This is a genomic window from Reticulibacter mediterranei (genome assembly GCF_016587455.1).
Genome location: NZ_BNJK01000001.1, coordinates 5,482,576 through 5,505,758, shown reverse-complemented (window position 1 = coordinate 5,505,758; position 23,183 = coordinate 5,482,576). Strand labels below are relative to the sequence as shown.

Genomic DNA, 23,183 nt, shown 5'->3' with positions numbered 1-23,183 from the left:
CCTTTCAGGAAAGTGTTGTTGTTTCGCCAGAGATCTGAGCCGCGATGATGCGTTCCCTCAGTTGTTGCGCCCACTCTCGCTCTAGCTCCCACTGCTCTTGCGCTGTCGCCATCAAAGTGAGTGCTGTCATCGTCAACCACTCGCTTGAAGTCTCGTGCTTCATGTCACTTCCCCTCATATCCTCCGCTTCCTCACGCATATAGTGCGCGGCTGTCTGGCAGTAATAGAGATAGTGATCCACCAGAAAGAGCTGATCCTTGAGTGGCAGAAACTCCAGGTGCAGGGCTTTCAGGCGGAAAATGCGCTGATAGTTCCCAGGATTGGATGTGGTATCCATCATAAGTTGGAAAAAGCGCTTCCTGCCCGCAGCAGTAATGGCGAAGACTCGCGCCGACCGCGTGGGCGGGAATGGCACCTGCGCCGGATCTCCAGGCTCGATCATCCCGCGACTCTCTAACTTTGCCAACAGCCCCGAGAGCGATCCCCGGCTGATCTTCTCCCACGGCCCTATGATACTGTTGGTAATATCTGCAATGAAGTAGGCATGTAACGGCCATCGCATCAACAAAGCCAACACAAGCAATTCATACAAGACATCATTCTCATTTCTAGTAGAACGTTCTAATAGAACCAACGAGGTAAGCATAACTTAAAGAGGGTTCTCTGTCAAGGGAGACATACTATCCCCAGGCAAGTAGAGATGAACTTTTGCTCAGAATGGTTCCCTCTTTTATTGAAAAATGGCCCTTTTCATCAGGCCATTCCTCTGTTAAAGTTGAGAGCATCAATGAGGTTTTGCCTGTCGTCGTTGCACGATTATGAAATTTAACCAGATAACTCGGGAATGTTCGTAATCGAGCAACGACACAGATGCGGTGCTTCGTGACGAGAAGAGAGAGGTTTTGAGATGAAAATATTGCTTGCAGGAGCGGCGGGAGTGATTGGTAGACGGCTTGTTCCCTTGCTGGTTGCGGCGGGTCATGAGGTAGTTGGCACGACTCGTTCACCGGAGAAAAACCAGCTCCTCCAACAGATGGGCGCTACGCCAGTGATTGTTGATGCGTTTGACCGCACCGGAGTCGCCACGACGATGCGCGAGGTACAACCCGATGTCGTCATTCACCAGTTGACTGATCTGAGCGCCTGGGATCTGGCGGCGAACTCGCGAATACGCAAGGACGGGACGCGCAATCTGGTTGATGCGGCACGCGAGGCTGGCGTGCAACATTTTATCACGCAAAGCATTGCCTGGGCCTACGCCCCTGGCAATGGTCCCGCCGACGAAACGGTGCCGCTGGATACCGAAGCACCAGAGCCACGTCGCGGCACGGTTGAAGGGGTTCAGGTACTAGAACAGGCAACTGCTGAATTGGAGAGAGGAATCGTCTTGCGCTATGGGCTGTTCTATGGTCCCGGAACGTGGTATGCACCCGGCGGCTCCGTTGCCGAGCAGGTACAGCAAGGGCAGGTTCCCGCCAACCAGGGCATCACCTCTTTTCTGCATGTCGATGATGCAGCACGCGCGACCCTGCTCGCCCTCGATTGGCCTGCGGGGATCTACAACATCGTAGACGACGAACCGGCTCCTGGCACATCCTGGCTCCCAGTCTATGCCGCCACCCTGCATGCTCCAGAGCCACCCGTCAGTACAGAACACCCACGAGCCGCACGTGGAGCGCTTAACACCAGAGCACGCCAGCTTTTGCACTGGCAACCGCTCTATCCAACATGGCGCGAAGGCTTCGTGGCCCAGGCACAATAGAAAACTCGTGCCCCGCGATAATGCATCTTCACAACCAGGGTCGGGAACGATGGGTTGGTACTCCCCGGATATGGCAGGGGCGAGGGCAAGCCTCCCCTGCCATATCCGGGTTCCCCTGGAGGAGGTTATCTGGTTCATTTTTCGCTTACGAGGAACCGACTTCCGTCTGCCCCTCGCTCTCGACTGGCAATATACTTTCTTCACCGATGGCCGCCAGTAAAGCGTCGCTCTCCTCGATAACTGGGGCGGGTTGAGCAAGAGAATTGTTCTGTAAGCGAAGCAACTGGAGATCAAGATCACGCTGCACTTTACGCAAGATCTCGTCGTTGATAATTTCCTCATTGCGCAGCTTAATAATTGCTTCAAGCTCTGCTTTCAGCAAATCTTGCTCGGTCTGCTCATACGATATAAAGTATTTTTCTGCCTCATCATCCAGCTTCCCATGATAGCGGCCTGCATAGCGGCGTACCCGCGTATCATAGTAGCGCCCCAATTTCTCAACCAACTGCTGAGACAACTGCTCACCCTGGATAAGCTCCTGTAATCGTGCCCGTCCTGCTATTGCAGCTTTGAGGCGCGCCTTATGTTCCTCTCGCTCCCCACTGCCATCATCTACAAGCTTCAATCCTTGGATCAGAACCGGCAAGCTCAGCCCTTGCAGCACCAGGGTCACAAGAATGACGGTAAACGAGAGGAAGAGAATCAGGTCGCGGTGCGGGAAAGCCGTACCGTTGATGTTGGGCAGGGCCAGGGCTGAAGCCAGCGTCACAATGCCTCGCATTCCCGTCCATGCCACGACAACGACTTCTTTAAAAGGCGGGAAAGGATCACGCTCTCGCACACCTGGAAGCATACGCGGCAGGTACGTTCCTGGGATAACCCAGACAATCCTTGTTACAATGAGTGTCACGCAAATTAATACTGCATACCATAAGAGCGTCGCAGGTGGTACAGATACTCCCTCCATAACGCGTGGCAATTGCAGGCCGATCAGGATAAAGATAGAGCCATTGATCAGGAAGACGACTATCTCCCATACAGCGCTTGCTTGCAAGCGTATATCAGGTGTCATGGTGTTGAAGCGAGGCTGACCGTAGAAGATGCCAAGTGTCACAACTGCCACCACACCCGACGCATGCAGGGACTCTCCCAGCAAATATGCTCCATATCCCGATAGAAATGTTAAGGTCAGGTAGACGGGCACATCATCAGTCAAACGGCGAAAGACGGGAGTAAGAATCAGCCCAACGCCAAGGCCAATGACCACCCCTCCAGCACTGGCTAACAAAAACTGCGAACCGGCGTCCGCCAGTGAAAATGCCCCGGTTGCAACGGCAACAATTGCAATGCGATAGGCCACCAGCGCAGTTGCATCGTTAACCAGGCTCTCACCCTCCAGCACCGTGATAATCCTTCTGGGCAATCTCAGATTTTCGGCAATGCTGGTCGCCGCCGCAGCATCGGGAGGAGCAACAATGGCTCCTAGCACAAAGGCTACAGGCCAGGATAACCCGATGAAGAAATGAGCTACCACCGCTATTGTCACCGTCGTTGTCAATACCAGCGCGATAGAAAGCAGGCCGATAGAGCGTATATTGGCACGAAAATCACGCACAGGAGTATTATATGCAGATAGCTGTAAAATTGGTGGCAAGAAGAGGACAAAGACCAGTTCAGGACTCAGTTCGATTCTGGGCAATTCCGGTAAAAAACTGATCCCCAATCCCCCCAAAACCAGCAAAATTGGATAGGGCATTCGTATTCTACGGGCAAGCGCCACGAGAATAATCATTACAAAGAGCAAACTGAGAATTATTTCAATAATGTTCAAGCTGAGAGCCTCCCTGGAACCTTTCTCTCTTGTCATTGCCAAACGATTGAAGCGAGGACACGTTGTTTTTTACCACAATTCTTCTCCCTATGTCTAGCTGCTCTCGCAATACTTTTACCTATGTAAAACACTCTCCTTCTCCTTCTAGAGAGTGCGCGCTTGTGTTTCCCACTACAACCTGCGTATAATTTTGCTGGTATACGTTGAAACAGACTATCGTGGAGAGGATGGAAAACGCTTATGTATGATCTGCTGATTCGTCACGCTCGCGTCGTCGATGGTTCGGGCGGCCCTGCCTTTACTGCCGACGTTGGGATCGTTGGAGAGCGCATCGTGGCACTCAATGCCTCCCTTTCAGAAGAGGCTACCCACATCATCGATGCCGCTGGACAGGTGTTAGCGCCTGGCTTCGTCGATGCTCACACTCACGACGACCTGGCTATTCTACGCAGATCAACCGTTCCTCCCAAAGTCTGCCAGGGTATCACAACGGTTGTCATTGGCAACTGCGGCTTCGGACTCGCCCCGATGGTTCCCGAATACGCCGGAGTTGTACAGGACTACTCGGCGGCGGTCCTCGGCAAAGACAATCAACCCTGGTCGTGGCGCACGATGGGCGCATTTCTGCAAACCCTGCGCGCAACACCCAAAGGGCTGAATGTTTCGGCGCTGCTGGCACATGGACCGCTGCGGGTTGCCGCGATGGGCTTCGAGCGACGGCCCGCCACCGAACAGGAAATAACCACACAGGAAGATCTGGTGGCTGAGGCGATGCAGGAGGGCGCGGCTGGTATGTCGCTTGGCCTCGTCTATATCCCCGGTGCCTACACGCCAACTTCAGAGCTGGTGCGCCTGGCCCGCGTCGTCGGTCGCTACAATGGCGTCCTCGCCGCCCACATGCGCAACGAAGGCGACAACTGCCTGGATTCTATCCGCGAGATGCTCACCATCGCCGAACAAGCGGAGGTCGCCGTCCATCTCAGCCACCTCAAAATGATCGGACGCAAGAACTGGGGCACGATCAACCAGGCACTCAACCTTATCGCTGATGCACGCGTTCGCGGCCTGGATGTCACAGCTGATATGTACCCCTACACCGCTGGCTCAACCACCATCACCCAACTCTTGCCATCGTGGATGTTTGAGGGTGGCACGAACCGCATGATAGAGCGCCTGCGCGATCCAGCGATCCAGCAGCGATTACGCCAGGATTACCAGCATAACGAACCGGATTGGGAGCGCATCTTCCTTTCGGCGGTCCAGCAGGAACAATTCAAGTCCCTGGAAGGGCTGAACATGCTTCAGGCGGCAGAGCAGCTTGGTAAAACACCGCTAGAAGCTCTCTTCTTCCTGATTATTGAGGAAAAGGGCCAGATCTCGATTATCACATTCACAATGGATGAGCGCGATGTCGATCTGGTGGCGCAAAGTTCTTTCGCCATGATCGGTTCCGATGGCTTACCCATCCTCACCGGCAAACCTCATCCACGACTCTATGGCACGTTCCCTCGCTTCATCGAACGTTATGTTCGCGAACTGGGCGTCCTTACGCTCGAAGAGGCCATTCATCGCACCTCGGCCCTCCCTGCGCAGCGCTTCCGGCTCAAGGATCGTGGGATTATCGCAGAGAACAAGGTCGCCGATCTCGTCCTCTTTGATCCCGCCACGATCCACGATAAGGCCACGTACAACGAACCACGTGTCTATCCCGATGGCATCGCGGCGGTTATCGTCTCTGGGCAACCTCTGGTGCTTGGACAACAGCTTCAGCAGACCTTTCCAGGCCAGCTCATCACACCCGCCTAGCATGAGAAACCAAAGGAAGTGGCCGACAAACCAGGTTTGTCAACCACTTCCTCACTATCAGATTTTGCAATACTGATCTAGGCCAGTCGCAGCGGCTTACCAGTCCTACGCGGCATCGGTCGCGGCTCTTTCGCCACGGTATATCCCACGTCGTCAAGAGTCGCCTCGATCTGCGCCATCGAGACCAGATTCGAGTCATAGCGTAACTGAACGCTTTTCGTTGCAATATCGGTGGAAACAGCCTCCACTCCTGCCAACGCGCTCAAGGTACTATTGATCATCTGTACGCAATGTCCACAACTGACATCTGGGACAGAAAGTGTTGCTTCTTGTGTCGTTGCCATATTGAAACTCCTTTTCGATCTCGTGATTAGCGATTACCTGCTAGATTGTAAAGTTGAACAAGTTCTTCAATGATCGCCTCCCCGTTGCCGGATGCAATCCCCTCCGGCACACACCCATGCAGATGCCCCTCAACCAGCAACGACTCCAACTTCTCAATCGCTTTGCGCACTGCATAGGTCTGGCGCAGGATATCAACACAATACTTGTCCTCTTCAACCATTTTACGAATTCCGCCCAGGTGCCCCTCTATATAATTGAGTCGCTTGAGCACATCTTGTTTATTGGCTTGCATCTGCTTGTTCCTTTTTCTGGCTCCCGGCTGTCGTAGTCGAGCAATTTATCGCGGTCTTCCGCTTCTCCGCGATAAATTGCTCGACTACGACCTACCGAGTGACTCTGTCTAGTGAAATCGTCGCAACCGCAGCGAATTGCTCACTACTGTTACCGACGAGAGCGCCATCGCCGCCGCTGCGAAGATGGGTGCCTGCTCCTTCAAAAATGGGATCATGGGCGAGAGTATCGCCAGCGGAATGAGCAGAACGTTGTAGGCAAAAGCCCAGAAGAGATTCTGCTTGATCGTACGCAAGGTTGCTCTCGACAGCGCCAGAGCGGTTGCGACGCTTCTCAAATTGCCCTTAACGAGTGTGATATCGCCGGCCTCCATCGCAATATCGGTGCCTGTTCCCATCGCAATACCCGCATCAGCCTGTACCAGTGCCGGCGCATCGTTAATTCCATCGCCAGCAAAAGCCACTACCAATCCCTGCTCCTGAAGATGCCGAACCTGATCGGCTTTCTGCTCTGGCAATACTTCCGCGAGCACATGCTCGGCAGGAATGCCTACCTGGGCCGCAATCGCCTGTGCAGTACGCCGATTATCTCCAGTAATCATCCATACCGTCAATCCCTGATCGTGCAACTGCTTGATTGCCTCTGCCGAACCAACCTTGACGGTATCCGCCACCGCGATCACTCCCGCTGCCCTACCACCGATCGCCACCAGCATCGCGGTCTTCCCCTGCTCCTCCAGGCTTTGCAACTGCTCTTCTAAATTACTATACGAAATTCCACGTTCTTGCAACAGAATACGTGTCCCGACGAGCACCTGACGCTGTTGAATGGTAGCCTCCACTCCACGTCCGACCAGGGCGCTAAATTGTTCGGGATGGCCGCCCAGAGCGAGTCCATGCGCTTTGGCCCCTTCAACAATGGCAGCGGCCAATGGATGTTCTGACCCCTGCTCCACTTCAGCTGCCAGTTGCAACACATTCTGCTCGTTTTCGCCATCCAGCACCAGCACGTCGGTCAGCTCTGGCTTGCCCTTTGTGATAGTCCCGGTCTTATCCAGCAGGACGGCGCGCACAGCCTGAATGCGTTCCAGGCTCTCCCCACCCTTAATCAAAATGCCCTGCTCGGCACCTTTCCCAGTCCCAACCATGATCGCAGTCGGCGTGGCAAGGCCAAGCGCACAGGGGCAGGCAACGACCAGTACAGTAATCGCAGCAATGATGGCAATCACCCAGGGCGATGGGACATTCGCGGCCATCTCGGATGCCGCACCCAATGTTGGGACACCTATGATGCTACCAACAATTGCCCAGCCAACGAAGGTCAGTGCAGCAATGCCCAGCACCGCCGGTACAAAGATGCCCGAGATCGTATCGGCCAGCCTTTGAATCGGCGCTTTGGAACCCTGCGCCTGCTCGACCATACGAATGATGTTTGCCAGCACTGTATCGCTGCCAACCCTCGTAGCACTCATTCGCAGCAGGCCGCGCTGGTTGATCGTTGCACCGATCAGCGCATCGCCCTCTCCTTTTTCAACGGGGATGCTCTCGCCGGTAATCATCGACTCGTCAACCGCCGAATGACCACCGATTACGACGCCATCGACAGGCAGTTTTTCACCTGGACGCACCACCAGTTCATCACCCACCTGCACCTCTTCGATGGGAATCTCCACCTCCTGTCCAGCGCGCACGACATGAGCGGTGCGCGCCTGCAATCCGATCAGTTTTCTAATCGCATCGTTGGCCTGGCCCTTCGCACGCGCCTCCAGGTATTTGCCCAGATAGATCAGGGTGATGATCAAGGCCGCTGTGTCATAGAAGATGGTCCCGCTGCCCACGAGTTGCGGAAAGAAGGTGCCAACGCCGCTCATCAGATAGGCCGCCGTCGAGCCAATCGAGACGAGCGTATCCATATTCGCGCTCGCATGTCGCAACGTCTTGATCGCATTTCTATGAAACTCCCAGCCAACAATTGCCCAGACTGGCGTTGTCAGCGCGAATAGCAGGTAGTTCTGTCCCGGAAAGCGATCCATGAAAAACATCGTCAAAACGACTATAGGCAACGATAGGACAATGCCCAGGATCAGGATGTTGCGTTTGCGCGTCAGTTCCGCCCGTTTGCGCTGACTGCGCTCCTCCTCCTGTCGAGCTGCCTCCGCGATAAAACCTGTTCGCAGCTGCGACTGTACGCCGCTTGTCTGTTTACTCTCCACTGGAGAAGATGAACTGGTCTCAAGTCCATTAGCGGGCTGATCGAGCGGAATGGCCCTGTATCCCACCGCTTCGACCTTCTGCACCATCTCTTGCATCCCCGTCTGGTCGGGCTGATAGATTACAGTGGCTCGCTCGGTCGCGAGGTTTACCTGCGCATTGAGGACGCCTGGCACCTTCTTCAAACCCTTCTCAACGCGCATAGCACATGATGCACACGTCATTCCTTCTATGGCGAAAGCGGCGGTAGCCTCTGCAAGTTTCTGCTCAGGAATGCTCAAAGGCAGCGCTTTATAGCCAACGGCCTCGACTTTGTTGATCAGCTGTTCTGGTGTCGCCTGAGCGGGATCATATGTGACCGTCGCCTGCTCGGTCGCGAAGTTCACCTGTGCATCCGCTACACCCGGCACTTTTTTCAAGCCCTTTTCGATGCGCATAGCACAGGAAGCGCAACTCATGCCCTCCACAGCGAATACTGCTCGATCACAGCTTTCCCCATATTCTTTTTCTTGATCTTTTATAGACTCTCTGGCTTCTGTAGCCATCGCGATCACCTCATATCGTACTCTTTGAGAAGAGAAACAATCTATTGAGAAATAATTCTCAATGCTCCCTACCCCCCTGGGGTGGGTACACAGAAAGTATATATCAGACCTGCTCGCTTTGTCAACATGCTGCTCGCGTCCTTCAAGATCCAGATTAGAACGGAAAGGAAAAGGGAGCAACGGGATACTCATCCCATTGCTCCCCTCGTTTGCGAAGGTTACTTCGCTACTGTGTAGCCCACATCATCCAATGTGTCTTCGATTTGCGCCAGAGAGACACTGCTGGGGTCATAGCGCAATTGCACCGTTTTTGCGGAAATATCGGTACTCACTGCCTCCACGCCCTTCAGGGCACCCAACGAACCATTAATCGTTTTGACGCAATGCTCACAGCTGACATCGGGAACCGAAAGCACGATCTCTTGTGTTTCAGCCATAGAGGTTCTCTCTTTCTATTACATGTCATCAATTGTTTCTCAAGAGAAGAGCAACTACCCACTCTTCTTCCCATACCCGGTGGGGGTGGGTAAAGAAATTATAGCATATTCACTTGGGCATCGGCAAGCCTGCTATTGCCAGAGTTTTCATTGTGAAATGCTCAGCCAGTTTCGCTCTTTTTGAAAACCTGCTACAATGGGTTTTATCTTGCATTTTCCATCAGATATTATATTAAGCTGATGTATGGGAAAGAAGTCCCGTATTTTCAGTCAAGAGAAGAGAGCGGCAGATATTTGTATTAGTATTGAGAGGAGAGTTTATCGTGAGTTTTGAACCTGATATTAATACATTTCGGACCGACCGTCCCGGCATTCGGAAAGTTCTGGGCGATCTGGAAGCTGAAATCATGGAATTAGTCTGGCAGCGTCCGATAGATCAGGGAACAACAGTTCGCGACATCTTTGAGGTTCTCTACGCCCGTCGGCACCTCGCTTATACAACTGTGATGAATACGATGACACGGTTAGCAAAGAAGCAATTGCTACGCGTCGAGAAGAGAGAGCATGGCTATATTTATTATCCAACCAGCACACAGCAGGAGTTTGTTTCTCGCTTCGTTGGCCGCATTCTAGAGGATCTATTTGTGAGTTTTTCAGGAGAGACGATGGAGAGCATAAAAGCGCTACAGGGACAGGGAAAACCGAATCAGGCTCAGCAGATGCTTGATGAGATCACACGCCGCCGCACACAGGAGGAGGGCCAGTAGTGCATACCTTGCTTGGCCTCTCAAGCATTCTTCTGGTTTTTCTTAATGGATGCATTCATCTCTATATGCTTCGTTCCCTGGCCGATTGGACGCTGCGGCGTGTCATGCAACTTTTTGTGCTATTTATTCCTTTTTTCTCTCTTGGTGTCAATGCGCTCCATCCATTCCTGAGCCATGATTGCTTCACTGAAATTCCTTCTTCCTGGGGCGAACTGCTAGAGGTGGCTCTCCCTTCCGGGATGCTGGCGATTGTGGGTGGAGCATTCTGCTGGGGAATGATCCGCTGGCTATTTATGTTGCGTCTGGTCGCGCGCCGGGGCTTCCCTGCCAGTGCCGATCTAGAAAAGATTACCACGCGACTTTGTAAGCAACTCAACCTGCGTCAACCCCGTCTTCTGCTCTGCGTGTATCATGGCCCGCTGGCGTTCACCTGCGGCATCTTTCGTCCAACAATCCTGCTCTCTTCCTGGATGATGGAGCAACTGGATCAGCAAGAGCTTGAGGGAGTTCTCGCCCACGAGTTAAAGCACGTCGCGCGCAAAGATTATCTCGTCGTCCTGCTTGCTACTATCCTTCGTGACGCCTTCTTTTATATCCCTACCAGCTGGATTGTATATCGACAGATTCAGCGCGAAAAGGAAATCATTTGCGATGATCTGGCTGTTGAGGCTACCCATCGCCCACTGGCGCTCGCATCCGCACTCGCAAAAGTGTGGGTGCATGCCACCGATACAACCAATTCGGTGAGTATAGGTGGAGCGCAACTACTGGCCGAGGCTCATCCCACCATTCACAATCGCATTCAGCGCTTAATGAGCAGGCGCAATCCCGCAACGCCTGCCCCTTCCACTCAGAGCGCTCCCGCCATGACGTTCCGGGCAAGCATAGCGACCTTGCTCTTGCTGCTCGCGGTGCAAGGCGCAAACTTTATACTTGTGCTGGTTCTGGTGGGATGCGTTCCCCACTCTCTGCTCGAAAATTTGCTTTGACCTTATCGTCCCCTCTCATTCTGGTTATTCAAAGCATGAGAAGCCCCTGACACCTTTCAGTTCTCATCGTCGTGTCATCTGGTGAGATGATCAAAATGCAAACTGAATAATCCCTTGAGAGTGGATCGCACATATTGGTTAACACGACACGAAAAATACTCACCGATGCGATCCGTGAGGTTGCCCATCCACCCACAGACCGTCACACCGATTATGAGCCTTTACTGGAAATGATTGGCGATGCTCGCCTGGTTCTGCTTGGTGAGGCATCACACGGCACACACGAGTTTTATGATACACGAACCAGCATCACCCAACGCTTGATCACTGAAAAAGGCTTCACAGCTGTCGCGGTCGAAGCCGATTGGCCCGATGCCTATCGTGTCAATCGTTATGTTCAGGGAACAAGCGATGATACAACGGCTCATGAAGCATTAGACAGCTTCCAGCGATTCCCTCTCTGGATGTGACGCAATCAAGATGTCCTGCTCTTCATTGTGTCTTTCTTTTTTATCTGGTTCAAACCTTTGTTTCCGGTATACTTATCTTGCGGGTATACGTTCATAGGTGGTAAACGCCCAGAAGAGCCAGAGGACAGAGCAAATTCCTATGCTGACCCCAGGACTCCAGAACGCAAGTATCAGCGCGAGCAGGTAACAGGGAGCACCCAGGGCGTAGTTGCGGCTCCGGGTGCGTATCAGCATTGGTGAAACAGAGTCTTTAAGAAGGTGAGACTGATGGGCGGCGAGCCACCAGAGCAAGTTATACACGAGATTGGTCATCAGAAAAAGACCCGCATAGATCGCACAGGCCACCCCTGCAACTGGTGTGGTGAGGTACATCGCAATCAACTGAGTTGGAAATGGCACGGTCGTTACCAACAAGAGTAAGAAGCCATTGGCGAACAGGAAGGGCGTATCAGACTTGTCAATCAGCTTGAACATAGCGTGATGGCTTATCCACATGATGAGGATGGTGGCGAAGCTGATAAAGAAAGCCAGATAGGAAGGCCAGCGCTGCAAGAGCATCCTCACCAGATGCTCTGAGGTCAAGGGATTGTCGAGCGTTGGAGCTTGCAAACCGAAGACCAGTAAGGTGATAGCGACGGCAAAGACGCCATCACTGAACGCTTCGATTCTGCCTGTTTCTTTCTCACGACGTGGTTCGTGTCGCTCTTCAATCATACGCTCTCCCCTTTACTGGCTGCTACTTTCAATTGGACTTTCTGTTCCTCTGTAAACCCGGCATAGATGAGCGTACCACGAAACTGTCTGAATTGAAAAAGGACATCCTTACTGACAGATGGTTCGATCAGGCAGAAGAAGGCCGAGGTGCCGGATCGGAACACCTGCTTGAACTTCTCGATGGGCCAATCATCAATGTGATCTTCCCAGCCCGAGAGCAGTGTATGGATCACGAACGTCCAGAGTGCAAGTGTGAAGCCGTTCTCACTGAGCGGATGCGCCCACTGCTTGACGGACATCTCGCCGGTCTGCTTGTAAATAACCACAGCGGCATCATCGAGAGGGAATGCTTCGGCTTTCAGCGTCTCCTCAAACTCATCAAAAAGGAGGTCAGCGCCCTTTTCATCATCAAAGACGAGAACAATCATCGTACTATCTGCCATACTCATCTCCTCTTCTTTCTTCTCATGAGCATATCTTGCTCTTTTACAACCGGAACATCCCTCTGAAGCAGAGTTGAACACCCTTCCTCGTGAACACAGGGAGTTTCCTGCCAACCCGCTAGACGAGACAACCAGGCGTCAACTCTGCCTTACTAACTTACTTTTGTGCTATGTAGCTGCTCAGCCAATCCTCGAAACGCGTCGGGGCGAGACGAGCGTTCTCCCCTGCGGTGAGGGAGTGATCGCTCAACACTGCACCAAAGAAGCGTGCATTGACATCTGTAATCACCTTACGTGGGTCTTTTGTTGCGCTCAAGAACCGGCGAATGAGTTCGTCGAGAGGTATCTGTTCCGGACCAGCCACCTCCACCGTACCGTTGATAGGTGCTCCGATCGTGACATCGGCCAGTGCATCCGCAACGTCAGCCGACAGGATCGGCTGGAGAAAGGCGGACGACACGCGCACAGTTTGTCCAGTGGTGGCTTCATCGGCGATGCCGCCGATGAACTCGAAGAACTGCGTTGCACGAAGGATGCTATAGGGAACCTTCGAGGCCTTGATCAGGTGTTCCTGGGCCACCTTCGCGCGGTAGTATCCATTCTCGGGAAGACGATCAGTGCCAACGATCGACAGTGCAACATGATGACCTACACCAGCTGCCGCTTCTGCGGCCAAGAGATTGCGCGTCGATGTCTCGAAAAACGCTAACACGGCCCTGTCCTCCCACGATGGCGCGTTCGTCACGTCTACGACCACCTGAGCACCGGCAAGCGCTTCTGCCAGCCCCTCACCAGTGAGGGAGTTGACGCCTGTGCTCGGTGAAGCTGCCACAGCCTGATGACCAAGCTCACGAAGATTATTCACGAGCCTTTTTCCAATACGCCCGCTACCACCAATAACGACAATCTTCATTATGATATCTCCTTTCAAGAGTAATAGTTACAACTGTTCAGAAGTGCTGATTCCCTCTTTCTCAGAGCCTCTTTTACCAGCACGCTCTGAAGCATTTCGTCTTCTCTGTTACAAGTATAAAAGTCTGCACAGAAGAAAGCACCTTTCATCACCAACCATCTCACTTGCCATCTCACCTTGCTTTGTTGTAGATGTAAAGAGTATTCGTGTGAAGCGAAAGACTCGTCGTTAAGAGGCCAATCTATCATTATAAAAGCATGAGCTAATAGAGATGAAAAAAAGAGAGAGGTAGAAGCCGTTGTACAGCCGCTTTCTTGCCTCTGAGACAGGCGTTACCCAAGAGGACGCACGCCCGACACCAGTATAGAGGAAGCGCTGAGAAAAGCACTATCCATCGGTTGCCATCTCACCTTACATGGTCGTACTAGGTTGCGTCGTGGGGAGAAGGAAAGAATCTATGACGAAAACGTCGTATCGAGAGCAAGATCACGACTTCGGTCAGCAGATGTTGGACATGCGAATGGCAACCGGACTGACTCAGGCAGGGCTGGGAAATATCCTCAACGTCTCCCGACATACTGTAGGTGCCTGGGAGGCTGGTGAGAGTTATCCTAAGGCCGGCCACCTCAAGGCCTTTATCGCTCTGATATTTGAGCAACAAGGTTTCCAAGCAGGTAGTGAGGAGGAGCAAATCAGAGCCTTGTGGCGTTCGGCTCATCAGAAGGTATTACTGGATGAGCGATGGCTACAATCGCTTCTTGGTCAGCAGGTTGTCCCCCTTGTATCAACTCCGATCGAGGAGGTCCATCATCAGCACGTAATCACTCCCTCTTCTGTTGAAAGCGATCCCAAAGTGGATTGGGGTGATGCGCTCGATATCCCTACCTTTTATGGGCGTAAGGAGGAACAGGCATTGCTCTCGCGCTGGATTCTCCAGGACCATTGTAGGGTGATCAGTGTGCTAGGGATAGGTGGTATCGGCAAATCAGCGCTCACAACCAGAGTCATGCATCAGGTGGCATCGCAGTTTGAGGCAGTTATCTGGCGGTCGTTGCGTGATGCCCCATCCTGTGAGGAGATTGTGAAGGACTGCCTCCAGATACTTGCCCCCCAGACCCTCTCCGAAGCACCCATCTCCTTCGAGAGACACCTACACCTGCTGATGCAGCAGTTGCGCAGGCAGCGCGTCCTCTTAGTACTGGATAACCTGGAGACGATTCTAGAGGAAGGCACCGGCACAGGTCGTATGCGTGCAGGCTTTGAGGACTACTCCTACCTTCTTCGTCAAGGAGGTGAAACCGCACATCAGAGTTGTCTGCTGCTGACCAGCCGAGAGAAACCAGTTGATCTGGTGCCCCTGGAGGGTCGCCGTTCGCCAGTGCGAACAATGCGGCTGACAGGGCTGGATACAGCGGCAGGAGTTGAGTTGCTGGAGGAGAAATATATAGCAAGTCCCTCGGACGAACGGGCACAGTTGGTTGAGGTGTACCAGGGCAACCCGCTGGCATTACAGATCGTGGCACACACAATTGTAGAATTGTTCGGTGGGGAGATTGTTCTGTTCCTCCAGCAGGGCGAGACCGTTTTTGGGGGTATACGCCAACTCCTCGACGAGCAGTTCATGCGTCTCTCGGCTCTGGAGCAAACAGTGCTATTGTGGTTGACTATTCTGCGCGAACCTGTGAGCCTGCACACCCTCCTCGCCATCTTGAACACTCCGATGCCAACGGCGAAGGTACTTGAAGCAGTGGAGGGACTGCGCCGCCGCAGCCTGATTGAACAAGGACACCGTGCTGGCAGCTTCACGCTGCAATCGGTGGTGTTGGAGTACGCAACAGCACGGCTCATTGAAGAAGGGAGCCGTGAGATCGAGCAGGGGCAGTTGCTTCGCCTGCTGGAGCATGGACTCTGTCTGGCTCAAGTCAAGGAATACGTGCGGCAGGCTCAGGAGCAATTGCTTGTAGTTCCTCTGCTCACCCGGTTACAGAGCACCTCTCAGGCACAATCCGAGGTCGAGGAGCACCTGCTTCGGTTGCTCGACGAAATGCGAAATCGGGACCAGACAGCCCAGGGATATGGACCGGCTAATCTGGTGATACTGCTGCGCAGGCTGCGTGGGCATCTGCGGAGATTGGATCTCTCACATCTGGCTCTGCGCGGCCTGTTTCTGCAAGGAACCGACTTGCAGGACAGCTCCTTGTCCCACGCCATGCTTCAGGAAAGCATCTTCACCGAGCCTCTTGATGCGATCTTAGCGGTCGCCATGAGCAAGACAGGCGCGTACTGGGCTGCAGCTGGCGGGCGCGGAGAAATACGTGTGTGGGACGATCACGGACTGACGCTGCACCGTATCTGGCGCGCCCACACGGAGATGGTCTGGACGCTCGCGCTCAGCCCGGATGAACGCACACTTGCCAGTGCAAGCTCAACTGGCAGCATCAAGCTGTGGGAAATCAGCAGTGGCGCGTTGCTCTGGGAGAGCTGGCCTACTGAGAGCTTTGTCTGGCTTGCCTTTTCTCCAATCGGAGATGTGCTCGCCAGTGGAGGAGTCGATATGCTCGTTCATCTCTGGGACACGCAACATGGCACTCCTCTCAAAGCATTGCAGCATACCAGTGCGATCTTCTGGCTGGCGTGGAGTCCTGATGGACAAATGCTTGCCTCTGGCTGCTTCGATGGGAGCATCTGGTTGTGGCTGCCTAAGATGCCTGAGCCTGAGATGCGTGCCCAGGTTCTGGTAGCGCATAAGCACCGCGTAACAGGATTGGCCTTCTCCCCCGATGGCACACAACTCGCCAGCGCGAGTCATGATGGCACCGTTAAGCGATGGGATCTGATCACGAGCAAATGCCTCCAGACATTCACGGGGCCTACGGACCGGGTGCTGCGAGTGGCGTGGAGTCCCGATGGGCGCACATTAGCCTGTTGCGGCCACGATACCGCAATTCAATTCTGGGACATCCAGACGGGCGGAACGAGCAAAGTGCTGCAAGGACATACTAGTGTAGTGACCAGCCTGGCTTTCACCCCTGACAACTGTACTCTCTTGAGCGGTAGTTACGATGGTACACTGCGGGTGTGGGACGTAGAGAGTGGAAAGTTGCTGCGCATCATAGGAGGCCACACGGACTCCCTGCTCGATCTCGATTGGAGTCCTGATGGCACACAAATTGCCAGTTATGGAACTGATATGCAGGTGACGCTGTGGGATGTAAACAGTGGAGTCCCGCAGAGCGTGGTGCAGGAACATCGGGACATGGTGCAAGGACAGGGGGTGGCATGGAGTCCCGATGGGCAACTCCTGGCCAGCGGAGGACGAGACTTCATAATGCTGTGGGACTCGTTCACACGTGTTCGTCTCCACGAACTGCGCGACCCTGGCGCGGTTGGCACCGTCTTTCAGGGCGTAGCGTGGAGTCCTGACGGGTGCCTGCTCGCCGTTGGAAGCTATTTGCATGGAGTGCAGGTGTGGGAGATGACCACTCGCACCCGCCGTTGGATGGCACATACGCAGGCGGCCCGCATTCGTCGCGTAACGTGGAGTCCCGATGGAAGCCTGCTTGTAGGCGGAGGTTATGACGGCTCAGTGTATGTGTGGAATGCCAGTGATGGTATGCAGCAGCAACGGCTGGTGGGACATGAAGGGGTCGTCATGAGTGTGGCATGGAGTCCCGATGGCAGATGGCTCGCCTCTGGTGGTGGAGGAGGCAAAGAGGGTGGACAACTCTTCGTGTGGAAGATGCAGAGTGGCGAACGTGTGCAAACATTAACAGGGCATTCTGAGGTGGTCTCATCCGTGATATGGAGTCCAGGTGGAAATTTACTGATCAGCGGAGACAGCGATGGCAAGTTGCGCTGGTGGGAGGTTGAAAGTGGGCAGTGCTTGCGGGTGCGAGAGGGACATCAGGGAATGGTACAAGCACTCAAAGTCAGTCCTGACGGCAACAAGCTTGCCAGTTGTGGGGATGATGGAGCCATTCGGCTGTGGGATCTGCATAGCGGCGAGTATTTGCGAACACTCCAGCGAGACCGACCCTACGAGCGGCTCAATATAACGGGCATTCGAGGTCTCTCCCATGCGCAAAAGGCATCGTTGCACGCCCTGGGGGCCTTTGAGGAAATAAGCACCTGGAGGTTGTGAACTTGCCTTGGTTTCGTGGGCGAAGCTCATTCCTTTGCTCTTCCTTTTTCTTCTCCCCATCTCTTTCTTCAGAAGAGGTGCTTGCACTTCATCTGGAGGAGTGCGTATAATTTTGAGTAGTACGTATAATGGGGGCGGAAAACTGGACAGGCCAATGAGATAAAAGAGCAGGAAGGAGACAAGTATCCGCAAGGAGGAACGCCGTGGCAAGTTCACCAAAGAAATACAGCAGCGACTTTAAGGCAAAAGTCGCGTTAGAAGCTATCAAAGGCTTGAAAACGCTTAATGAAATTTCTTCGGAATATGGAGTGCATACAACCCAAATAACGCAATGGAAGAAACAGGTGCTGGATGAACTGCCACAGATCTTTGCTCAACCAGGCTCGGAGCGAGCCAAGAACGAGGAAGCGCTCATCGCCACTTTATATCAACAAATCGGCCAACTCAAAGTGGAGTTGGACTTTCTCAAAAAAAAATCAGGCCCCTACCAGCACTGAGCAAAAGCGGCTTCAGGTGGAACCCGATCATCCACACCTCTCAATCGTGCGTCAATGTGAATTGTTGGGTTTAGCCCGTTCAAGTTACTCTTATGAGCCTGCACCTGAAAGCGAGGAAGATGTGCTGTTGATGAGGCTGCTTGATGAACAATACACGCGTCCCCCTTTTTATGGGAAACGCAAGATGGTCAAGTTCCTTCAGGATGAAGGCTATGTCGTGGATCGCAAACGGGTCAGGCGACTGATGCAAAGGATGGGTTTAGAAACGATCTACCCGAAGCCTCAGTTGAGCCAAGCAGGTTCGCCATCTGTGCGCTATCCCTACTTGTTACGAGATGTGAGCATTGATCGTATCGATCAAGTTTGGAGCAGCGATATCACCTACATCCGCCTGGCACGAGGCTTTATCTACTTGGTCGCGATTATCGATTGGTTCAGTCGTTTTGTGCTCGCCTGGGAACTATCTACCACCTTGGATACCAGCTTCTGTTTGGAAGCATTGGAGCGAGCACTGCGAGCTGCATGCCCAGAGATTTTCAATACGGATCAAGGGGTCCAGTTCACGAGCCAGGAGTTTACAGAGCGTTTGCGGTCTGCACAGATTCGCATCAGTTGGGATGGACGTGGACGCGCATGAGACAACATCTTTGTCGAGCGCCTCTGGAGAAGCGTGAAATATGAGGAGGTCTATCTTAAAGACTATCAAACCGTTTCAGAAGCAAGATCCAGTTTGAAACAGTACTTTCAATTTTATAATCATGAGCGATATCATCAATCACTAGACTATCAAACGCCCGTCGCTGTGTATCGCTCCCATCGTTCACAATGACTTTTCCTTCCTGCTGAGTTCACTCTCAAAATTGGCCGATTAGTGTCTAGACAAACGGTACCACCATAGTCCTCTCCCGTTTGGGCTACCAGTCCTCCCAAGCGAGTGATGCCTTCTTTGAGCCTTTCCGAGTCGAGATGTAGCAGACTTCTCAATTGTCCCATCGAGAGGGGTTCACGAGCCTCCAGGAGAAAACCGAGTACTGGCTTGAGGACTTCACGCCATTCGTGCTTCTGCCTTTTGAGCCGGGCCATTGAGAGCGAGAACATATTTTCAGGATTGTCAGCTAAACGAGCAATGACGACCTGAGGGGAAAGGACTTCTTGCTTGGCAAGTTCTTGAGCCAGCAAATCCAAATACAGGGTGTTTGGCTCCATCGTTCGGTAGAACTGCTCGGCAATGCTCGGCTCTAGATGAGCACGGCGGTGGGTTAAGAGCAGATCAAAGTCCGTCCGATTGAGCGCAGGAAGCTGATATTCGCGAAAAGCAATGAGCTGGTGTAAAAGCTGCACGGTCTCATTGGGACGCGTCCCTAGTACAAAGACAATCCCTGCTGGAAGCTGATCGGGCAAAAAGCTGAGATCCCGACTCCCTGTACTCTCTTCTTCCAGTTGATCCAGGCCATCAAGGACCACAATCTGGCGACCGCCTTTGGCCGTGACTGCTTCCAACACCTTTGGCAAATAGTCACGTAAGGCGGCACGACTCTCGCTTGCCGCATAGAACTCTGCCAACTCGTATCTGAGAATAAGACAAGCCATGAGATGCCGCAGGAGTCCGATCTGATGATCGGGGCCAGGATTGAAGGGAATAAAGTGGGAAGTGACTTGCTCAGAGGAATATCTCCTCACAAGCTGGGCAAGCAGACTACTTTTGCCTTGTCCAGCTTGCCCAATAACGGTGAGATAGCCTCCATGTGGCTGGATCTCGGCGATATGTGCCTGGAGATCAGCCAGTTCTCGTTCTCGTCCCACAAAGTTGGTGAGACGACTGTGCAACAAACTGCTCTGATCAGGAATCACTGCCTGGAGACGCTGAAGTTTTTCACACTGCTTTTGCTGGGCTTCTGTTATAAGAGAGGTATGACGGACACATGCATTGTCCTTGTCAAGCGGAGAGGCGTCAATCCGGGATGGCTGAGTTCTTGGAACAAGAGAAAGGGGAGCAAGACGCTGTTGGAGTTCCGTTCTCCAAGCAAGCCGATGCGAAGGGTAGTCCATCCAGGTGAGCAATTCAATCGCTTCATCCCATGTCAACAGAGCTTTCCAGGTGGCAAGGGCGACGACGATATCGAGGATATTCTCCTCTGTGAGATGCCAGTTCCTCCCTGTCTTTTTGTCCTGGTATTCATTCAAGCGTTTCCCAAGTTCATCATAGGAAAGAACAATGGCATCGGCCAGATCTTGGAGGGTATGCTTCTTGCCATCTGCTTTGTAGGTGGTCCGGCAGCATTGGCGAACCTTTTTTTGAAATGCTTCAAGATCGCACATCACTCACCACCGTTGCACGACAATCACGATTTTTTTGCACGAGAAGCACGCCCTTTCTTCAACCAACAACAACTATACTTGTTCTAGGCATTGCAATGGCAGCGATTGGAAACGGACATCTCTTCCAGGTGAGCGGACGACACCGGGAGATCAACGCTCATACATCAACACCAAGAAAGGAATACCCATGAATCTTCAACAGATCCTTGAGACGGTCAAGCAATTACCGGTCGCCACTCAAGTTGCCCTGATCCTGTTTGTCCTAACGGTGCTGCTCCTCCTTGCATTCGTCCCTACGATGGGAACAAGCGTGCTAGCCTTCCTGGTCGCGCTCAAAACCCTCAGCAGCAAATAAAACAGGCTTTTCCGGATGGAGACCATCTTGTTGTCCAACTGCTCAATTTTTGTCGGGTATCGGGCGTTTTCGCTGAGAACGTCCGATATTTTAGATCCCCTTCTCTTGTAATCTAGCTTGGTTGCAGCAAGCGTCTCAACAACTTAAGATTCCCTCTGCTACAAGAGAACGCCTCAGCCATTGCTTTTTGCCCTTTCTATTCTTAATAGAAAGCTCTAGCAGAAGTATAGCAGTTTTTTTGGTCTTGCTGCAAGGTTTTGCCGTAGTCACGTTTGCCGGAAGTGCGCCTGCCTCCACGACAGGCATGATCTTTCAAACTATGATGCCTCAACCGGAACCGATAATTCCTCTTTAGTCAGCAAGTGTAGCAGGTCAGGCAACACCCGCCCAATGGCAACCAACGGAGCCGCCAGTTGCTCCAGATCTTCTCCTGCTTCGGCTTGCCCTCCATTTGTCATATTGACCTGTGACCAACTGGATAGCAACTCGGTAGAGTGCTCGACTGAAGGTCAATTCAGTTCCTTTTCTCCAAAGTGAGAGCCTCGACAAGCGGTGGGTCGATCATGACTTCAAGAACCAATCCTTGATGTTCAGAAGAAGAGCACGTGCTTGCAGAGCTGGGATAGCTGTGATGGTACATGCAAGCCTGCTGACAGATGAGGCTCATCCTTCTCACCCGGTTCTCGTCTCTCTTCCTGTTCTAGCTGCTCTGGTGGAGCGCTCTCCACCAACTCCCTCAGCTCTTGCGACGCTTCAGCGGATCTCCTGCCGACGCTCTGCCGTACTTGCTTGCAGATCTTGTGAGAGCTGCGTCGAGAAGAACTCGCTCCCGAGCCAACCGAGGCTAGCAAGACCATGGAATTTCTCATCAATTGTTGAGTCATAGAATGGTCAATACCATCTCTCGCTAAAAATGGAAGAGGTGCGCGAAAGCGTGATGGAGGTGACTCGTTCCTGTGGACAAGAGGAAGTCTGCGGCGTGGGAGAGCAGAGAAGGAAGCTTCCCCTCTCGATACAGAAAGCTTCCTTCATTGCGGCATGATGCAACAGGCTCTAGAAGGGTCCAGACTCTAGTCCGAATCCTCCGTTCACGCCGCCTAGCACCAGAACTTGGTTCCCATTGGTACCCGGGACCGCTTGAAAGTCCAGCACCCCACTATCGATCTGTGAGCGAGGGGGAGGAACGCTGCCAAAGGGAGAGTGCTCTAGCCAGAGGACACTATTAGTAGCTCTTTCCACCATGATCTGTGTGGCAGAGAGAGCCTGGAAACCAAAGACATCTGTATCGATCTGAGTACGAGCGGGAGGAAAGCTGCTCCCAAAGGGGGCACTATCCAACCAAAGGTTGTTGGGGTTAGCTGTCAGTACCAGAATTTGGGTGTCGGAGAGAGCCTGGAAGAAGCGCGTGACATGAGTATCGATCAAGGTGCGATTGGGGAGGCCCCCGAATGGAGCGCGATACAGCGAGAGGCTAGTATTGGGGAAGGTGCCCTGCAAGACCAAGACCTCTGTGTCAGAGAGCGCTTGGAAACCAACACTCTGCGTCGTGATCGAGGTACGGCTGGGAGGACCGTCCCCCAAGGCGGTGAGTAACTCCAGCCAGAGTCTACCATCGGTCGTCTCTACCACGACCTCTCTGGACGTAAGTGCTTGGAAATGTGCAACATCCCCAAGCCCATCGACCTCGAGAAGGCGATTGGGGAAGGGCGCATTCTCCAACCAGAGGGTGCCATCGCTGTTAAGCATCAAGACCTGAGTATCGGAGAGGAATTGAAAATCCTTGACAGCGAGCGAGGCGTGGCTAGCGATCAGGGTACGATTGGCAGGAGGAGATGACCCGAATGGGGCACGCACTAACCAGAGATCGTCGCTCGTTTCCAGAACCGCCACTTCCGTAGAAGAGATAGCCTGAAACACATGGGTACGCTCACTAGTCGGCTCCCCACTTGGAGAAGTAAAAGGCACGGACTGATCAACTTGGACACGACTCGAAAAATTGTGCGTAGAGGCAAATGCCGGGAGGGTGGGGGTAAGTACGCCCATACTCAGACTGAGCAGTAAGACACCAATCCCCACTCGTGCGATACGCTCAAGATACACGAGGAGTAAGGTACGGAAAACCATTACAGTATTCATAGATCATCCTTTTCTCAACTGAATCCTCGTCATGAGGCATCCAGTCCGACTTTCTGGTGCGTTTGCACCGATTTGGGACAACCTTCCCCACCTGCAAGGGATTGACGCAGAGCAAAGCAGGCTCAGTTGGCAGGCTTTTCTTCTTTGGGAGAACAATGCTCTCTTTGTTCTATTTTCCTAGAAAAACCTCTCTTCGATACTTTACCCCAAGA

The 23,183-nt window shown here is 53.0% G+C and carries 18 protein-coding genes and 2 pseudogenes; 8 read left to right on the top strand and 12 right to left on the bottom strand.

The window, feature by feature from the left end; genetic code table 11:
• Positions 1–4: 4 nt before the first annotated feature.
• Positions 5–592, bottom strand: a complete 588-nt coding sequence (locus K3T83_RS23685; RefSeq protein WP_220205393.1) for a helix-turn-helix transcriptional regulator — start codon at positions 590–592, stop codon at positions 5–7.
• A 315-nt stretch (positions 593–907) separates the two neighbouring features.
• Here K3T83_RS23685 and K3T83_RS23680 point away from each other — a divergent pair, with 315 nt between their 5' ends.
• Positions 908–1,762 carry an NAD-dependent epimerase/dehydratase family protein gene (locus K3T83_RS23680; RefSeq protein WP_220205392.1) on the top strand — a complete coding sequence of 285 codons (855 nt, stop codon included), beginning with the start codon at positions 908–910 and terminating at the stop codon, positions 1,760–1,762.
• A 145-nt stretch (positions 1,763–1,907) separates the two neighbouring features.
• Here the strand turns inward: K3T83_RS23680 and K3T83_RS23675 are convergent, their stop codons facing one another.
• Complete coding sequence (locus K3T83_RS23675) at positions 1,908–3,593, bottom strand: Na+/H+ antiporter (RefSeq protein ID WP_220205391.1); 1,686 nt, start codon at positions 3,591–3,593, stop codon at positions 1,908–1,910.
• Between the two features lie 240 nt (positions 3,594–3,833).
• On the opposite strand from K3T83_RS23675, the gene K3T83_RS23670 reads away from it, so the two are divergent.
• Positions 3,834–5,399, top strand: a complete 1,566-nt coding sequence (locus K3T83_RS23670; RefSeq protein WP_220205390.1) for an N-acyl-D-amino-acid deacylase family protein — start codon at positions 3,834–3,836, stop codon at positions 5,397–5,399.
• 77 nt (positions 5,400–5,476) lie between these two features.
• On the opposite strand, the gene K3T83_RS23665 is transcribed toward K3T83_RS23670, so the two are convergent.
• The 4 genes from K3T83_RS23665 to K3T83_RS23650 form a co-directional block, all read right to left on the bottom strand.
• Positions 5,477–5,743, bottom strand: a complete 267-nt coding sequence (locus K3T83_RS23665) for a heavy-metal-associated domain-containing protein (protein ID WP_220205389.1) — start codon at positions 5,741–5,743, stop codon at positions 5,477–5,479.
• Positions 5,744–5,769: 26 nt separating this feature from the next.
• Complete coding sequence (locus tag K3T83_RS23660) at positions 5,770–6,036, bottom strand: metal-sensitive transcriptional regulator (RefSeq protein ID WP_220205388.1); 267 nt, start codon at positions 6,034–6,036, stop codon at positions 5,770–5,772.
• Between the two features lie 108 nt (positions 6,037–6,144).
• The gene (locus tag K3T83_RS23655) at positions 6,145–8,790 is read right to left on the bottom strand and encodes a heavy metal translocating P-type ATPase (protein WP_220205387.1); all 2,646 of its coding nucleotides are present in this window, start codon (positions 8,788–8,790) and stop codon (positions 6,145–6,147) included.
• Between the two features lie 218 nt (positions 8,791–9,008).
• Complete coding sequence (locus K3T83_RS23650) at positions 9,009–9,227, bottom strand: heavy-metal-associated domain-containing protein (protein WP_220205386.1); 219 nt, start codon at positions 9,225–9,227, stop codon at positions 9,009–9,011.
• A 323-nt stretch (positions 9,228–9,550) separates the two neighbouring features.
• On the opposite strand from K3T83_RS23650, the gene K3T83_RS23645 reads away from it, so the two are divergent.
• The 3 genes and pseudogenes from K3T83_RS23645 to K3T83_RS23635 all read left to right on the top strand — a co-directional run.
• Positions 9,551–9,994: a BlaI/MecI/CopY family transcriptional regulator gene (locus K3T83_RS23645; protein WP_220205385.1), complete on the top strand. Its 444-nt coding sequence runs from the start codon at positions 9,551–9,553 to the stop codon at positions 9,992–9,994.
• Positions 9,994–10,983: a M56 family metallopeptidase gene (locus K3T83_RS23640; RefSeq protein WP_220205384.1), complete on the top strand. Its 990-nt coding sequence runs from the start codon at positions 9,994–9,996 to the stop codon at positions 10,981–10,983. The genes K3T83_RS23645 and K3T83_RS23640 overlap by 1 nt, the downstream gene beginning before the upstream one ends.
• A gap of 155 nt (positions 10,984–11,138) precedes the next feature.
• A pseudogene (locus K3T83_RS23635) lies at positions 11,139–11,450 on the top strand (erythromycin esterase family protein); the annotation flags it as partial.
• Between the two features lie 75 nt (positions 11,451–11,525).
• Here the strand turns inward: K3T83_RS23635 and K3T83_RS23630 are convergent.
• The 3 genes from K3T83_RS23630 to K3T83_RS23620 form a co-directional block, all read right to left on the bottom strand.
• The gene (locus K3T83_RS23630; protein ID WP_220205382.1) at positions 11,526–12,167 is read right to left on the bottom strand and encodes a TMEM175 family protein; all 642 of its coding nucleotides are present in this window, start codon (positions 12,165–12,167) and stop codon (positions 11,526–11,528) included.
• A complete protein-coding gene (locus K3T83_RS23625) occupies positions 12,164–12,610 on the bottom strand; it encodes a hypothetical protein (RefSeq protein WP_220205381.1) in 447 nt (148 codons plus the stop codon). The genes K3T83_RS23630 and K3T83_RS23625 overlap by 4 nt, the downstream gene beginning before the upstream one ends.
• A 157-nt stretch (positions 12,611–12,767) precedes the next feature.
• Complete coding sequence (locus K3T83_RS23620; RefSeq protein ID WP_220205380.1) at positions 12,768–13,523, bottom strand: SDR family oxidoreductase; 756 nt, start codon at positions 13,521–13,523, stop codon at positions 12,768–12,770.
• A gap of 457 nt (positions 13,524–13,980) precedes the next feature.
• Between K3T83_RS23620 and K3T83_RS23615 the strand changes: the two genes are divergently transcribed.
• Entirely contained in the window at positions 13,981–17,664 is a 3,684-nt protein-coding gene (locus tag K3T83_RS23615; RefSeq protein WP_220205379.1) for a WD40 domain-containing protein, read from the top strand.
• A 203-nt stretch (positions 17,665–17,867) separates the two neighbouring features.
• Positions 17,868–18,990, top strand: a pseudogene (locus tag K3T83_RS23610) (IS3 family transposase).
• On the opposite strand, the gene K3T83_RS23605 reads toward K3T83_RS23610, so the two are convergent.
• Complete coding sequence (locus tag K3T83_RS23605; protein ID WP_220205378.1) at positions 18,948–20,480, bottom strand: AAA family ATPase; 1,533 nt, start codon at positions 20,478–20,480, stop codon at positions 18,948–18,950. The pseudogene K3T83_RS23610 and the gene K3T83_RS23605 overlap by 43 nt on opposite strands.
• A gap of 187 nt (positions 20,481–20,667) precedes the next feature.
• On the opposite strand from K3T83_RS23605, the gene K3T83_RS23600 reads away from it, so the two are divergent.
• Entirely contained in the window at positions 20,668–20,835 is a 168-nt protein-coding gene (locus K3T83_RS23600) for a hypothetical protein (RefSeq protein WP_220205377.1), read from the top strand.
• A gap of 317 nt (positions 20,836–21,152) precedes the next feature.
• Here K3T83_RS23600 and K3T83_RS23595 read toward each other — a convergent pair whose 3' ends face one another.
• Positions 21,153–21,293 (bottom strand): hypothetical protein, encoded by a 141-nt coding sequence (locus K3T83_RS23595; protein WP_220205376.1) that lies wholly within the window; start codon positions 21,291–21,293, stop codon positions 21,153–21,155.
• A 595-nt stretch (positions 21,294–21,888) separates the two neighbouring features.
• Positions 21,889–22,971, bottom strand: coding sequence for a hypothetical protein (locus K3T83_RS23590; RefSeq protein ID WP_220205375.1), 1,083 nt, complete (start codon positions 22,969–22,971; stop codon positions 21,889–21,891).
• Positions 22,972–23,183: the final 212 nt, after the last annotated feature.

Coding starts and splice junctions, on each gene's coding strand:
- K3T83_RS23655 (WP_220205387.1), bottom strand. CDS start 8,790: ATGGCTACAGAAGCCAGAGAGTCTATAAAAGATCAAGAAAAAGAATAT.
- K3T83_RS23630 (WP_220205382.1), bottom strand. CDS start 12,167: ATGATTGAAGAGCGACACGAACCACGTCGTGAGAAAGAAACAGGCAGA.
- K3T83_RS23600 (WP_220205377.1), top strand. CDS start 20,668: ATGAATCTTCAACAGATCCTTGAGACGGTCAAGCAATTACCGGTCGCC.
- K3T83_RS23665 (WP_220205389.1), bottom strand. CDS start 5,743: ATGGCAACGACACAAGAAGCAACACTTTCTGTCCCAGATGTCAGTTGT.
- K3T83_RS23660 (WP_220205388.1), bottom strand. CDS start 6,036: ATGCAAGCCAATAAACAAGATGTGCTCAAGCGACTCAATTATATAGAG.
- K3T83_RS23620 (WP_220205380.1), bottom strand. CDS start 13,523: ATGAAGATTGTCGTTATTGGTGGTAGCGGGCGTATTGGAAAAAGGCTC.
- K3T83_RS23590 (WP_220205375.1), bottom strand. CDS start 22,971: ATGAATACTGTAATGGTTTTCCGTACCTTACTCCTCGTGTATCTTGAG.
- K3T83_RS23670 (WP_220205390.1), top strand. CDS start 3,834: ATGTATGATCTGCTGATTCGTCACGCTCGCGTCGTCGATGGTTCGGGC.
- K3T83_RS23605 (WP_220205378.1), bottom strand. CDS start 20,480: ATGTGCGATCTTGAAGCATTTCAAAAAAAGGTTCGCCAATGCTGCCGG.
- K3T83_RS23595 (WP_220205376.1), bottom strand. CDS start 21,293: ATGACAAATGGAGGGCAAGCCGAAGCAGGAGAAGATCTGGAGCAACTG.
- K3T83_RS23680 (WP_220205392.1), top strand. CDS start 908: ATGAAAATATTGCTTGCAGGAGCGGCGGGAGTGATTGGTAGACGGCTT.
- K3T83_RS23615 (WP_220205379.1), top strand. CDS start 13,981: ATGACGAAAACGTCGTATCGAGAGCAAGATCACGACTTCGGTCAGCAG.
- K3T83_RS23625 (WP_220205381.1), bottom strand. CDS start 12,610: ATGGCAGATAGTACGATGATTGTTCTCGTCTTTGATGATGAAAAGGGC.
- K3T83_RS23650 (WP_220205386.1), bottom strand. CDS start 9,227: ATGGCTGAAACACAAGAGATCGTGCTTTCGGTTCCCGATGTCAGCTGT.